Source organism: Desulfosporosinus lacus DSM 15449 (assembly GCF_900129935.1).
Classification (GTDB): Bacteria; Bacillota; Desulfitobacteriia; order Desulfitobacteriales; family Desulfitobacteriaceae; genus Desulfosporosinus; species Desulfosporosinus lacus.
This window is the reverse complement of sequence record NZ_FQXJ01000044.1, coordinates 1-12189: the sequence shown is the minus strand read 5'-3', so window position 1 is coordinate 12189 and position 12189 is coordinate 1. Positions and strand designations below refer to the sequence as shown.

Genomic DNA, 12189 nt, shown 5'->3' with positions numbered 1-12189 from the left:
ATGTGGCGAAAAGCTCATCCTTCGCCACGAAGTGTTTCTTTAGGGAAATGAGGGAAACGAGGTTGCAATGCCAGAATATAAGGGAAAAGTATTACTTTTCGTCAATACTGCCAGCAAGTGCGATTTTACTCCCCAGTATAAGGCTTGGAGACTGTTAAAACCAGACTTGGCCGGCAGTTTAAATGTTGCTGAGGTTACGCCGGAGTGATACCCAAGCTTTCACCATCCGAAGCCCGTCTGCGTATGCTGTCATAAAGCTATTAAAAAGGTGGGTGTCAAAATGAAGGAACCTATCACTGAACGTACGCCGCTAGTTATCGCGGCTGAGATTAATAGGATCAAACAACAAACTTGCAAAATCATGCTTACCAATGCCATCGAGATCGGTAAGCGCCTGAAGGAGGCCAAGGCCCTGCTCTCCCATGGAGAATGGGGAAAATGGCTGGTGGAATCGGTGAGCTATTCCCAGCGTACAGCCAACAGGCTGGTGCAGCTCTTTGAAGAATATGGAGATAAACTGTTTGCTGCCGGCGATGACAGCGGCAGCTCAAATTCGTCAGCGCCGACGAATTTGACATACTACCAGGCCATTCTCTTGCTGGGGATTCCGGAAGATGAGCGGCAGAAATTTATTCAGGAGCATGATGTTGAAGATATGACCACCCGGGAACTGGATCAGGCTCTCAAAGAACGGAACCAAACCGCTTCGGAGGAAGAGCGGGCTCAAGTTACCCCCATGCCCAATAATCCTGGGGATATCAAAATAGAGTATCTAACCGTCAAAAAAAACGAAAAACCCGTAAGCGGGCCAAAAACTGCACCCTCCCAAACCTTTACTACGAAATATGAAGAAACATGCCTCGCTTGCCGCCAAACCATCGCCGATACCTTCCAGGAACTGCTGGAAGCCCTCGTTCAACTGGCTAGACTAGATCTGGCGGTAAAAGAAAAATGCAGTAAAGACGCGAGCCGGCTTGCTGAATATATGGTCGAAAGGCTCAAAGAGTGGCCGCCTGTTCCTACGACGAATATGAAGACGGTTAAACCTTACGCCACCTATGAAAGGTGGTAAATCGAAGGGCAAGGTATAAGTACGGGGATTGAAGTTATAGGTGCGGCCATGAGGTAAGCGTCAAATAACTTGGAGGACCGGGATGGATCGCGGCTTCGGCGAAACCCTCCAATTGAGGATTTCCTGCCTTTCGTATCGCCAGGTAACAGGCGAAAAGACCACCTCGAGGTGGTCTTTTCGCCTGTTTTATTTTGTCGGGTGGTTTTGATTATTCAAAAACAAGATAATCCACTAACTTATAATCCATAGAGGTTTTATCTCCATTGATATTAACCCAACTTATGTGAAATTCAATAGGACTAAGTAATTCTTTCAATTTGTCATCAGTTAACTCCCTATAATATAAAACATAATTTCGTTCGGCAAACGACAACTCTTGGTTTTCATTATTTTGATAGGCTTCATTTCCGAACCATAAACGATCTGAGGTTAAAATTTGTCTAAACTCAATAGTACTGGGAACGACTAATTCCTTTCTTGTAACATTTTTACCGTTGGCGATCTCTATTTTAAGTATGAGATTTCGAAAATCATCGACTTTAGGATCTTGAATGCGTTGAGTCCCAACTCTCTCGAACTCATTTTTTGATAAATGAGTTACTTTTGAAACTATGTTTATTGTAGGTACTTGGACTTGAGGTTCATTAACTGTCGCAATAGATCCATTATTGTTAGAGCATCCGCTCACTAGAATTGTTATCGCTAATAAAACACCTGTAAGAAACTTCATTAATTCCGACTCCTTAATTTTAAATAAAAAATTTTATGCCAAGCATAAGGAATTAGGATTATTTATTGACCATAGTTTTTCTGACACCCTTAAAAAATTATAGTAAAAAGCCCTCCCTGCCTCTCACAGAAAAAGAGCATCGAACATTCCGCTGAGTACTTCAAAGAGGACTTTAGGGTCATTTACATAGTAAATATACCATTAATTAAGGAGTTGTGTAAGGTTTAATTACTTTCTTTAATAACTAGAGAATAGGATTTGTGGCGATTCAGGGGTTAAGACACTCAGCAGCATAGAAATTATAGTTAAATAATGCATTTGACAAAATTGGTCACTATATATTATTATCTGAATAGTAATAATATATAGAATATTAAGAAATATAAATGAATGAACACACATTCAAATTGAAGGAGGAATAAAGGCATGGAAGAAGCTACCTTAGAAAGACCTTGGTTTCGCTTTTATGAGCCGAATGTTCGGAGACAGGTAGAAATTCCTGAATTGACTTTAATGGGTATGTTGAAACAAACAAAGTTAAAATTCCCGGATAACCTGGCATTAATCTTCGGGGGAAAGAAACTTACGTACAGCGAGATGGATGTTCTCATTGAGCGGATGGCTAAGATGCTTGTGCTAAGAGGGATAAAAAAGGGAGATCGAATTTCCATATTTATGCCTAATAGCGTTAACTGGGTGATCTCATTCTTTGCAATTCAAAGAATAGGGGCAGTTGTCGTGCAGACCAACCCACTATATGTGGAAAGCGAACTAAAAGCTTTATTACAAGATTCGGGGGCAACAGGGATAATTTCTATTCCGCAGCTTTTGCCTCGTATTGCAGCAATCAAAGCAGATGTTGGACTAGAATTAATTGTCTTAGACTACTTAAGTGGATTTTCTGGCTTAGCTGGTTTAGGATTAGCGGATAACTCAGTGTATGTAGACCTCGAGGAACAACTCTTAGATCTAAGCTTAGATAAATTAGTCCCCCCTGAATGGGTATCTCAGGCGGATGATATTGCAGTATTACAGTATACCGGTGGGACGACCGGAACTGCTAAAGGCGTTATGTTAACTCATCATAACCTTGTAGCCAATGCACTCCAAGCATGGGAATGGATTGGGGGTCAAGAGGGAAAGGAAAGAGTATTAACCGTATTGCCCTTGTTTCACATATACGCTTTGACTGCTTGTATGAACTTAGCAATACTTTCTGGAGGGGCAATGATAATTTTGCCTAGATTTGATATCGATGCTGTGCTCCAACACATCAACGACTATGAACCGACGCTTTTTCCTGGTGCGCCAACCATGTACGTTGCAGTAATTAATCATCCGAGGATCAAGGAATATAAGGTCTCCTCTATTCGGTGCTGTCTAAGCGGATCTGCCCCGCTTCCAAAGGAAGTAGCAATTCGTTTTGGTGAATTAACTGGTGGAAGATTAGTCGAGGCTTATGGTTTATCTGAGGCATCGCCTGCTACTCATTTAAATCCGATATTCAATGCCCGAGTCGGCTCAATTGGGGTTCCGGCACCCAATACGAATTCGAAAATTATGGACCTAGAGACAGGTCTGAGGGAGCTTCCACCTGGGGAAATCGGTGAATTGGTTGTTAAAGGAAATCAAGTCATGTTAGGATACTGGCAAAGACCTGAGGAAACAAAGGATGTCTTAAGGGATGGTTGGCTTTATACCGGAGATATTGCTTACAAAGATGAAGACGGTTTTTTCTATATTGTCGATCGAAAGAAGGATATGATTATAACGGGTGGTTATAATGTCTATCCCCGCGACGTAGAAGAAGTTTTATATACCCACCCAGCCGTAAGAGAAGCAGTGTGTGCTGGAATTCCCAATCCGTATTGGGGAGAAATCGTTAAGGCATATATTGTTGTTAAAGAGGGATCGAGTGAAACGGAAGAAGAAATCTTGAAATACTGTCAAGGAAAACTAGCTGGATTTAAAATACCTAAGAAGGTAGAATTTCGTGAGAGTTTGCCGAAAACGGCTGTCGGCAAGGTTCTGCGACGTTATTTAGTTGACGAAGAGCGAGAAAAAATATTACAAAAAGAAAGAGCTGCGGAGGCTCAGGTGGTTGCTAACCAAGAAATTGCAGTGAGTATGTAACTTAAAACTACATCAGAATTCTTTGTACGATTTCCAAGGCATTAAAAAACAGGAGTCATCTTTTTTATAAGCTGACTCCTGTTTTTGTTGCGGTAGATATATGAATTGAACGAAGGACAGGACCAAAGCTAAGTTAACTTAGAGTTACTTCTTAGATCGCAATGCTTCCTCTTTTGAAAGTCCATGCCCGTCTCTGGAATCCATGCTCGGTTGATCTTCAGGACGAGATGGAATAGGCTTGGTATTAGGATTAGCGTTTCTTTCTGGGAATTTCTTTATCACGAATTACCTCAACTCCTTCATATATAATCAAACTAATTTAGATAACGAAATTATTTTGCCCCTTTTAATTATGGAATACTACTTTTCACATTAATTAAATTAATACTCCTATTTAAAAATTAAAGGAAGAAAAAATCAAAAAAATAAAGTTGATAGATTCAATCATAAATAAGACTTAAGACCTGTTGACACACAACATATAGTGTGATTAAATTAAACTCGTACTATATGTTGGGGGTTGAGGTTGTGCACTGTCCATTCTGCGGAAATGAGGACACGAAAGTTCATGATTCGCGTCAGGTTGAAGAAGGAACAGCGGTCCGTAGACGCAGGGAATGTGAACGTTGTTTGCGTCGATTTACCACCTTTGAAAAGTTCGAAGACTCACCATTAGTCGTTGTAAAAAAAGAAGGTCGACGAGAAGGATTTTCTCGATCTAAAATGATGGCCGGCATGCTCAGAGCTTGCGAAAAGCGATCGATTTCCATCGATGAAATCGAGGAAGCAGCCTACGCAATAGAAAAAAAATTGCGTAATCGTAATGAGCGAGAGGTGTCAAGCTCCGAAGTTGGAGAAGCAGTTTTGGAACAGTTATTTAATATGGACGAAGTTGCCTACATACGTTTCGCTTCTGTCTATAGACAGTTTCAAGACATACAACGATTTATGGAAGAGCTGCATGAACTTATTGAAAAAAGAGGATCTATCAAAAAGAGAAATTAGTCTGAGTAGTGATAAGGAAAGTTGGGGGTATTGAGTTGAGTTTCGAAGGACAAGCACCAAAGACATGGCCGAAGGCTAATTTAACGCCTAATGCACGGGTTGTATTAGCAAAACGGTATTTAAAACAAGAAGATGGACAAGTAATAGAAACCGCTGAAGATATGATTTATCGAGTAGCTAGTGTGGTTGCCCAAATTGAGGAGGAAAATTACGGTAAGGGTAAAAAGGAAATTCAAGCTCTGATCAAAGATTTTTATAACATGATGGCCAACCTCGAGTTCATGCCAAACTCACCTACGTTAATGAATGCAGGTCGTGACCTCGGACAACTCAGCGCTTGCTTTGTGTTGCCAATTGAGGACAGCATGGAAGAAATTTTTGATGCAATAAAAAATGCAGCCATTATTCATAAGTCTGGTGGAGGGACTGGTTTCAGCTTTTCTCGTTTACGCCCCAAAAATAGTATGGTCCGTTCAACCGGTGGAGTAGCCTCCGGTCCAATTTCTTTCATGAAAGTATTTAATTCTGCCACAGAAGCAGTTAAACAAGGTGGTACCCGTCGGGGAGCCAATATGGGAATTCTTCGTGTCGATCATCCAGATATTATAGATTTCATTCAGTGTAAAGAGGATAATAAGGAAATTACAAACTTTAATATTTCTGTGGGAATTACCGAGGAATTTATGCTAGCCGTTCGAGAAGAACGATCTTATGATCTCATAGACCCCCATACGGGTAGTGCTGTCGGACAATTGTCCGCGCCAGAGATCTTTAATATAATTGTAGACCATGCCTGGAAAAACGGTGAACCTGGAATTGTTTTCCTCGATCGTTTAAATCAAGGAAATCCAACCCCGCTGTTAGGGAAGATTGAAGCTACGAATCCATGCGGTGAGCAACCATTGCTTCCAAATGAGGCTTGTAACTTAGGGTCAATCAATCTTAAACTGATGGTCATCGAAAAAGAAGGGAAAATGGTGATCAACTGGGAGCGTTTAAGTCAGGTAACACGTTTGTCGGTTCGCTTCCTTGATAACGTAATAGATGCTAATCAATACCCTCTGCCAATTATTGATAAGATGGTCAAAGGAAATCGTAAAATTGGTTTAGGTGTCATGGGATTTGCAGATATGCTTATTCTACTCCAGACCTCATATTCTACTGAAGAAGCAGTTGAATATGCAGAAAAGGTTATGAAATTTATCCAAACCGAGGCCCGTATTGAGTCTCAGAGATTGGCTGAAGAACGCGGAACTTTCCCAAATTATGAGGGTTCTATTTATGATGGGGTTATGAAGCTGAGAAATGCAACCCTAACGACTATAGCTCCTACTGGAACCATTTCCATGATTTGTGCCGCTTCGAGTGGGGTAGAACCTTTATTTGCAGTTGCCTATACTAAAACTGTAATGGATGGGACAGCTTTGGTGGAAGTAAATCCGCTCTTTGAATCGTTTGCTAAAGAGTTTGGTTTCTATTCCCAAGACCTTATGGAGAAAATCGCAAACCTGGGAACCGTCTTAGGTTTGGCAGAAGTTCCAAATTGGGTACAGGAAGTCTTTACTACGGCCCAAGAGATTGCTCCTGAATGGCATATCCGAATTCAAGCAGCATTCCAGAAATATACTGATAACGCAGTATCTAAAACGATTAACTTTGCTAACTCTGCGACACGGGAAGAAATTGCGGAGGCCTATCGACTTGCAGATGAACTTAACTGTAAAGGCCTGACAGTTTATCGCGATGGAAGTCGGGAAGAGCAGGTGCTTTCCACGGGTACCGCGACAGTACAATCCCAAGATGAAAAGGTTGCTGGGACTAAGGCACCGATCTCTGCTCCTAAAGTACCGTTTGTCCCCGAGGTGAACACAGTCGTTCCTCGACCACGACCGACTACAACTATAGGGGTTACGGAGAAAATTAAAATTGGGTGTGGAAACCTATATGTAAGTGTTAATGCAGACGAAAAAGGAATTTGTGAAGTGTTTACGAATACTGGTCGTGCCGGAGGATGCTCATCCCAATCCGAGGCTACTGCCCGTCTGATTTCTATAACTCTGCGTTCCGGCCTGTCAGTAGATGCAATTACAGAACAGATCAAGGGAATTCGTTGTCCTGCTTGTATGCGGCGAGAAGGGGTTAATGTCACATCCTGCCCGGATGCTATTGCTAGAGTAATTAGAAAGTATAATGACGTCGGGATAAATTTCACTAAGTCTCAAGCGGGCGTGCAAGAACAAGTGCTAGCGACCGAAAAGGCTGATGTTGTAGCAGGACAAGGGAATGTTGCGGCAGAAAAGGGCACTACAAAAAAAGCCCATGTAAATGTTGCCCCAGGAAATGCCTGCCCAGAGTGTGGAATGTCGATCAATCATGAAAGTGGTTGTGTTGTCTGCACTCACTGCGGCTATTCAAAGTGTGGATAAGATTAATGTTAACTGATAATAAAGTCTGTCACTAGATAATAAAGTCGGACACTATTGGACAATGATATTTTGTCGCTTGGAAAAATTAATAAGGATTTGGACTACCCCAAACGCATCTTAGCCAATAACTGAAATACCACGGTTATTGGCTTTTTGTTTTTGGTTCTTCAAGGGCTTACTCTTTTCCCTTGAGTCCGATAAAGTACGTTATAAAAAGAGCAGCCATACTTATATTGTAAAACAGTAAAACAATACGTAACCCAATGTTAAGTAAACAAAGGGAGAAGGTCTTTACCTTAATAGAATCGATACCGGTCAAAATAATTATTTTAATCCCATTTTTACTTGGATAGGGATTAAAAAATTTTATCCTCCTGAGAGGGTTTTCTTATGATCTACTTGAATTAACTTTAAGGAGGAAAAACAAATGTCACATAATAGGTTCGATTTGGATGTCTTTGAAATCCTCGTGAAGCAAAATTATAAAAAAGTCTATCAAACCATTTATACTTATACGAAAGATAGTCACATATCGGAGGATGCGGTTCAACAGTCTTTTATAATAGCCTATAATAAGCTAAATCAATTAGAGTCCAAGGATAAATTTGATTCCTGGGTTATTTCTATTGCTTTAAATGAGGCGAAACATATGTTAAAGAATAAAAACAAAAAAAAGATTACCCCGATAACAGATTTTCACATAGAAACACTTTCATATAGTGGAGAAGACAATATTGATTTTAAAGAGGATATAGACAATGAAATCTTAGTCATGAAGTATTATGCTGACTTAACCTTGCAGCAAATATCCGACTTATTAGACATTAGCCTCTCGAATACGAAAGTAAGATTACATAGTGCAAAAGAAGCATTTAGAAAACTGATAAATCAAAATAAGGAGGTGGAGCTTCAATGGCCTTATCAGAAAAGGAACTTGAGCGAATAATAGAAAGTCAGTTATCAAAAGAGTTAAATGCCGATATTGAGGTTCCAAATATAGATGATCAGTGGCAGAAGATAAAGCAGCACATATTAGAAACAGAAAGTATTCCAACCAAACAAAAAGTTTTCTTAAACCGAAAAAGAATAGTTGTTGCCGCAGCAATTCTCATTTCAATAGGTTCAATAAACTTCCTATACCCACATAATGCAAATGCTTTAGGGGGGAAGATAGGTGAGTTTTTTGACTATATAGTTGGAAAAACAACAGTAAATAAAATTGAGACTTACAAACCGGGTAATGATCCTGATATGCCAAAGATACAAAATTTAGGTACTAATGTAGAAAAAGAAGTTACTTTAGAGCAAGCCCAAACCTCGATTCCCTTTAAGTTGGCCACTCCAAGTTATCTGCCTTCTGAAACTAATATAAGACGAGTTACACTTACATCTCTAGGAGCAGATGTTTATCAGATTTCTATTGAGTATAATATTAAGGATCAGGTAATTCTTTTCAATCAACAAAACAGTGCTAACGGAACTTCACGGGGATCGTTGTATGATACAGATGATACTGTCGTTAAGGATCTAATGGTTAATGGTAGCCCCGCTATGCTATTTATGAGTAAGAACGGTTTAAATACATTGAATTGGCAACTAAGGGGTCTCTTGCTTCAAATTAAAGGAGAAATAACCGAAGAAGAAATTATTAAAATTGCATATTCTATAACCTAGAAAACCACGGCGAAAGCCGTGGTTTTAAACTAAAAATACATTTTTAATAGGTCGAGACATCTAGGATTTGTCCCTTATGCCTGATACTAGCCTTAGATATTATTGAATATATAGTGATTGTGAGTATGTTTGACCACTTTCACTTATACTGCCATCAAAGGAAGTGTGTTGTGCAAATACTCTATAATAACCACTAGACACCCTTATTTGTTCCCCGCCAGATACTAAATCTGAATTGGTTTTAGTGTAACTATAGCTATCAACTGTACGCCATGTGCCATTAGATAGATATTGCAAGTGTAATTTTAACCCTATTTCTTTAACGGGTTTATAGGTTGAAGTAAATCCAGATATGTTGATTGTACCGTTACCATTATTAACCAGTCTACCTTCTCCTCCAGAAATAGTTTCGTAGGCTGCTGGGCTTACTACCCCACTTGCGCTCATTTTGGTTTCTGCGGCTCCTAAAGCTACTTGGATTCCTAGTAACAATGAGATAACTAGAAATATTGGTATAAGTTTTTTCATTTGAATTGCTCCTCTCTATATATTCTAATATATAGAGTATAAAAGGGGGCTAAAAGGTTACAAAACTTTACAAGTAATTCGTTAAAATTTTTAAAGATTTTTAGCCCTATAACTTACTTGGGATAAAATCTTTTGTCATAACCTTAGTTATCGGACGTTAGAGTCGTAAAATCTCCGGTTCTTGAATCGGAATATTTCCGATTACGCTATTATTAAGGTTTGTCACAAGGTGAAAGGGTTTTACAACTAAAAAGAATTTTTCAGTCCGTAATTTTCAAACTATAAATGGAATGCCCTTATTGTAATAAAAGATGGTCGTGGGAATCTGAAACCGAAGAAAAGAAATCATATTGCTATAATTGCGATGCTAATAAGTCTTCGTTTTACTAGTATTAAATAGAATAATTCAAATCCCTCGGACCGTAAGGGTCCGAGGGATTTGAATTATTCTTGATTATATTGTATAATAAAATATATTAATTAGAGATTGGAGATGGAAAGATGCGTAATTTTTCTTGCTAAATATCTAAGCATAATGAAATACGGAACCAGTGGCAGAAACCGCTTGTTTTGTTGTGCTTGATGCAAGAAAGTTACTATTTCTTTTCACTCAAATAATACATCCTTACCATACCCTAAATGGGTCTGGCTTTGCTGTGTATTTGCGAGCTGCAAGAATTTAACTTTCTTGCAGCTCATTAATTTTTTGCACAGGAGGACAAAATTATGTCTCTAATAAATGTTACAAATCTGACCTTTGCCTATGATGGCAGTTATGATAACATTTTTGAGAACGTTAATTTCCAAATAGATACTCATTGGAAATTAGGATTTACGGGGAGAAATGGTAGAGGTAAGACAACATTTCTTAATTTGTTGCTTGGTAAATATGAATACAGCGGTAACATTTCTGCAAATGTTAGCTTTGAATATTTTCCTTTCAATGTAGTAAACGAGGAAAGGAATACCCTTGATCTAATCAGCGACATTTTTCCGGATTATACCCACTGGAAATTGATGCGTGAACTTTCATTACTAGAAGTTTCTGAGGATGTTTTGTATCGTCCTTTTGATTCATTATCCTTCGGAGAACAAACGAAAGTATTGCTTGCGGCGTTGTTTCTTAAGGAGAATAGTTTTCTGTTGATTGATGAGCCAACCAATCACCTTGATATGACTGCAAGAAAACTTGTCAGTGATTATCTCAATACCAAAAGTGGCTTTATTCTGGTATCACACGACAGAGCATTTCTTGATAACTGCGTTGACCATATTCTTTCAATCAATAAGACCAATATAGAAATCCAAAAAGGCAATTTTTCTTGTTGGTGGGAAAATAAAAAAAGGCAGGATAGCTTTGAGTTTGCAGAAAACGAAAAGCTTAGGAAAGACATTAATCGCTTGTCAGATTCCGCTAAACGAACGAGTAACTGGTCGAATGAAGTGGAAAAGACAAAAAAAGGAACAACAAATTCGGGTTCCAAGCTGGATAAAGGTTATGTCGGTCATAAGGCCGCAAAAATGATGAAACGCTCTAAGTCAATTGAAAACAGACAACAATCTGCTATTGATGAAAAGTCTAAACTTCTCAAAAATATCGAAGACTCCGACAGCCTGAAGATTTCTCAGCTTACTTATCATAAAAACCAACTTGCCGAACTTGAGAATGTTTCGATTTTTTACGATGAAAAGATAATTTGTAAAGTAGGCTTTACTATTGAGCAAGGTGACCGAATTGCGCTTGTGGGTAAAAACGGCTCAGGGAAATCAAGTATCATTAAACTTATTTGTGGTGAAAATATAGCCTATACAGGCACTTTCAGAAAAGGGAGTCAGCTTAAAATATCCTATGTTTCACAGGACACATCGCATCTTCAGGGCGATTTAACTGACTTTGCTGCAAACAACAAGATTGATGAAAGCCTTTTTAAATCCATTTTAAGAAAGCTTGGTTTTTCCAGAGTTCAATTTGAAAAGGATATGTCAACTTATAGCGGTGGCCAAAAGAAAAAAGTACTGATTGCCAGTAGTTTATGCGAACAAGCGCATCTATATATTTGGGATGAACCACTTAACTATATTGACGTGATTTCCCGTATACAAATCGAAGAGTTATTGCTCAAATATCAACCGACTATTTTGTTTGTAGAGCATGATAGGACATTCAGCGAAAATATTGCGACAAAGTTTGTAAATATCTGATGACAGAAGATAGCTTTCTGCACAGTCCCATGGGGTTGCAGAAAACCAATTTACCCTCTTTTTATGATATGATTTCCATAAAGAGAGGGTAATTCTATAATATAGGCGGAGGAAATGCTGATTAGAAAAAAACAAAATTGAATATTGAAATAAGAATTTCACCTCTTGCTGATGTGTGTATGGTATACTCATATAGATTCATGGGATTGCGTGCGAATGTCAAGAAAATAGTGAGCCACTCGCCAGAAAAAAGTTGATCCACTAACGCCAGTAAAATAGTGAGCCATGTTGGTGAAAACGCTGGAAGAATATTGAGCCACTTATTGGTATAGATATGCGCCTGTAAAATCGGAAGGAGGGCGTAGCCCGAATGGAGATTTTACAGGCGCGCACGGCAAGGTTCCATCACTTAAGTTGCT

The 12189-nt window shown here is 39.0% G+C and carries 10 protein-coding genes and 1 pseudogene; 8 read left to right on the top strand and 3 right to left on the bottom strand.

Annotated elements, in window-relative coordinates:
- Nucleotides 1-49 precede the first annotated feature (49 nt).
- Both BUB11_RS26265 and BUB11_RS26260 read left to right on the top strand, forming a co-directional pair.
- Nucleotides 50-157: pseudogene (locus tag BUB11_RS26265) on the top strand (glutathione peroxidase); the annotation flags it as partial.
- Between the two features lie 123 nt (nt 158-280).
- A complete protein-coding gene (locus BUB11_RS26260; RefSeq protein ID WP_073033578.1) occupies nt 281-1072 on the top strand; it encodes a DUF3102 domain-containing protein in 792 nt (263 codons plus the stop codon).
- A 208-nt stretch (nt 1073-1280) separates the two neighbouring features.
- On the opposite strand, the gene BUB11_RS26255 is transcribed toward BUB11_RS26260, so the two are convergent.
- Nucleotides 1281-1802 carry a hypothetical protein gene (locus BUB11_RS26255; protein ID WP_073033576.1) on the bottom strand — a complete coding sequence of 174 codons (522 nt, stop codon included), beginning with the start codon at nt 1800-1802 and terminating at the stop codon, nt 1281-1283.
- Nucleotides 1803-2228: 426 nt separating this feature from the next.
- Between BUB11_RS26255 and BUB11_RS26250 the strand changes: the two genes are divergently transcribed.
- Complete coding sequence (locus BUB11_RS26250) at nt 2229-3935, top strand: long-chain-fatty-acid--CoA ligase (protein WP_073033574.1); 1707 nt, start codon at nt 2229-2231, stop codon at nt 3933-3935.
- Nucleotides 3936-4079: 144 nt separating this feature from the next.
- On the opposite strand, the gene BUB11_RS27955 is transcribed toward BUB11_RS26250, so the two are convergent.
- Nucleotides 4080-4217: a hypothetical protein gene (locus BUB11_RS27955; RefSeq protein ID WP_007778236.1), complete on the bottom strand. Its 138-nt coding sequence runs from the start codon at nt 4215-4217 to the stop codon at nt 4080-4082.
- 246 nt (nt 4218-4463) lie between these two features.
- On the opposite strand from BUB11_RS27955, the gene nrdR reads away from it, so the two are divergent.
- The 4 genes from nrdR (at nt 4464) to BUB11_RS26230 (ending at nt 9040) form a co-directional block, all read left to right on the top strand.
- A complete protein-coding gene (nrdR, locus tag BUB11_RS26245; protein ID WP_073033572.1) occupies nt 4464-4940 on the top strand; it encodes a transcriptional regulator NrdR in 477 nt (158 codons plus the stop codon).
- 35 nt (nt 4941-4975) lie between these two features.
- Entirely contained in the window at nt 4976-7366 is a 2391-nt protein-coding gene (locus BUB11_RS26240) for a vitamin B12-dependent ribonucleotide reductase (protein ID WP_073033570.1), read from the top strand.
- A 427-nt stretch (nt 7367-7793) separates the two neighbouring features.
- Complete coding sequence (locus BUB11_RS26235; protein ID WP_073033568.1) at nt 7794-8312, top strand: RNA polymerase sigma factor; 519 nt, start codon at nt 7794-7796, stop codon at nt 8310-8312.
- Nucleotides 8279-9040, top strand: a complete 762-nt coding sequence (locus BUB11_RS26230; RefSeq protein ID WP_073033566.1) for a DUF4367 domain-containing protein — start codon at nt 8279-8281, stop codon at nt 9038-9040. Before BUB11_RS26235 ends, BUB11_RS26230 begins: the two co-directional genes overlap by 34 nt.
- Nucleotides 9041-9139: 99 nt before the next feature.
- Here BUB11_RS26230 and BUB11_RS26225 read toward each other — a convergent pair whose 3' ends face one another.
- The gene (locus BUB11_RS26225) at nt 9140-9568 is read right to left on the bottom strand and encodes a hypothetical protein (RefSeq protein ID WP_073033565.1); all 429 of its coding nucleotides are present in this window, start codon (nt 9566-9568) and stop codon (nt 9140-9142) included.
- A 726-nt stretch (nt 9569-10294) separates the two neighbouring features.
- Between BUB11_RS26225 and BUB11_RS26220 the strand changes: the two genes are divergently transcribed.
- Nucleotides 10295-11770 carry an Lsa family ABC-F type ribosomal protection protein gene (locus BUB11_RS26220; protein ID WP_073033562.1) on the top strand — a complete coding sequence of 492 codons (1476 nt, stop codon included), beginning with the start codon at nt 10295-10297 and terminating at the stop codon, nt 11768-11770.
- Nucleotides 11771-12189 lie beyond the last annotated feature (419 nt).